This is a genomic window from Polaromonas sp. P1_G2, from assembly GCF_056405515.1.
The window spans coordinates 1-456 of the sequence record NZ_JBFUBY010001119.1 but is presented as its reverse complement, the minus strand read 5'-3'; the positions used below and the strand labels follow the sequence as shown (position 1 = coordinate 456).

Annotated in this window: 1 protein-coding gene; it reads left to right on the top strand. The window is 59.4% G+C overall.

Features of this window, described 5'->3' with window-relative positions; translation table 11 throughout:
• The coding region (locus AC1D0P_RS29345; protein WP_477679950.1) for an ABATE domain-containing protein at nucleotides 1–456 on the top strand (456 nt) is incomplete at both ends.

Here is a 456-nt window from a genome sequence, read left to right as displayed (position 1 = left end):
GATTTCGAGCAATTCAATCGATGAAGTCCGTGCCTATTTTTCCCATCTCGGCCGGATGCGGATGCTGGCCGGCGATCCGGCGCTCGATTTCGCCAATACTTTTCATTGGCGCGAGGGACGGCAGGCGGATTTCATTGGAGACTACCGATCACTGGTCGAGTGGTCCTTGCCAGCGGGTTTGCTGACACAGGCCGAGGTCGCGGCACTGCTTGCGGCTGCGGGGCCGGTGCCTGAAGCGGCAGAGGCCGTTCATGCCGAAGCGATTGCATTGAGGACGAGCTGGCGAGATTGCCTGTCCAGTCGCATGGTTCATCAGGAGACCAGGGGGAGAGAAGACGATTTGGAGCGCCGGCTTGCCAAGGCGCTTGCTGATCCGGTCCTATTGATCAATGGGCTGGAAACAATGCACGTCGCTCTGGCACGTTTGGTGTCGTTGCCTTTGGCCCGGATCTGGTG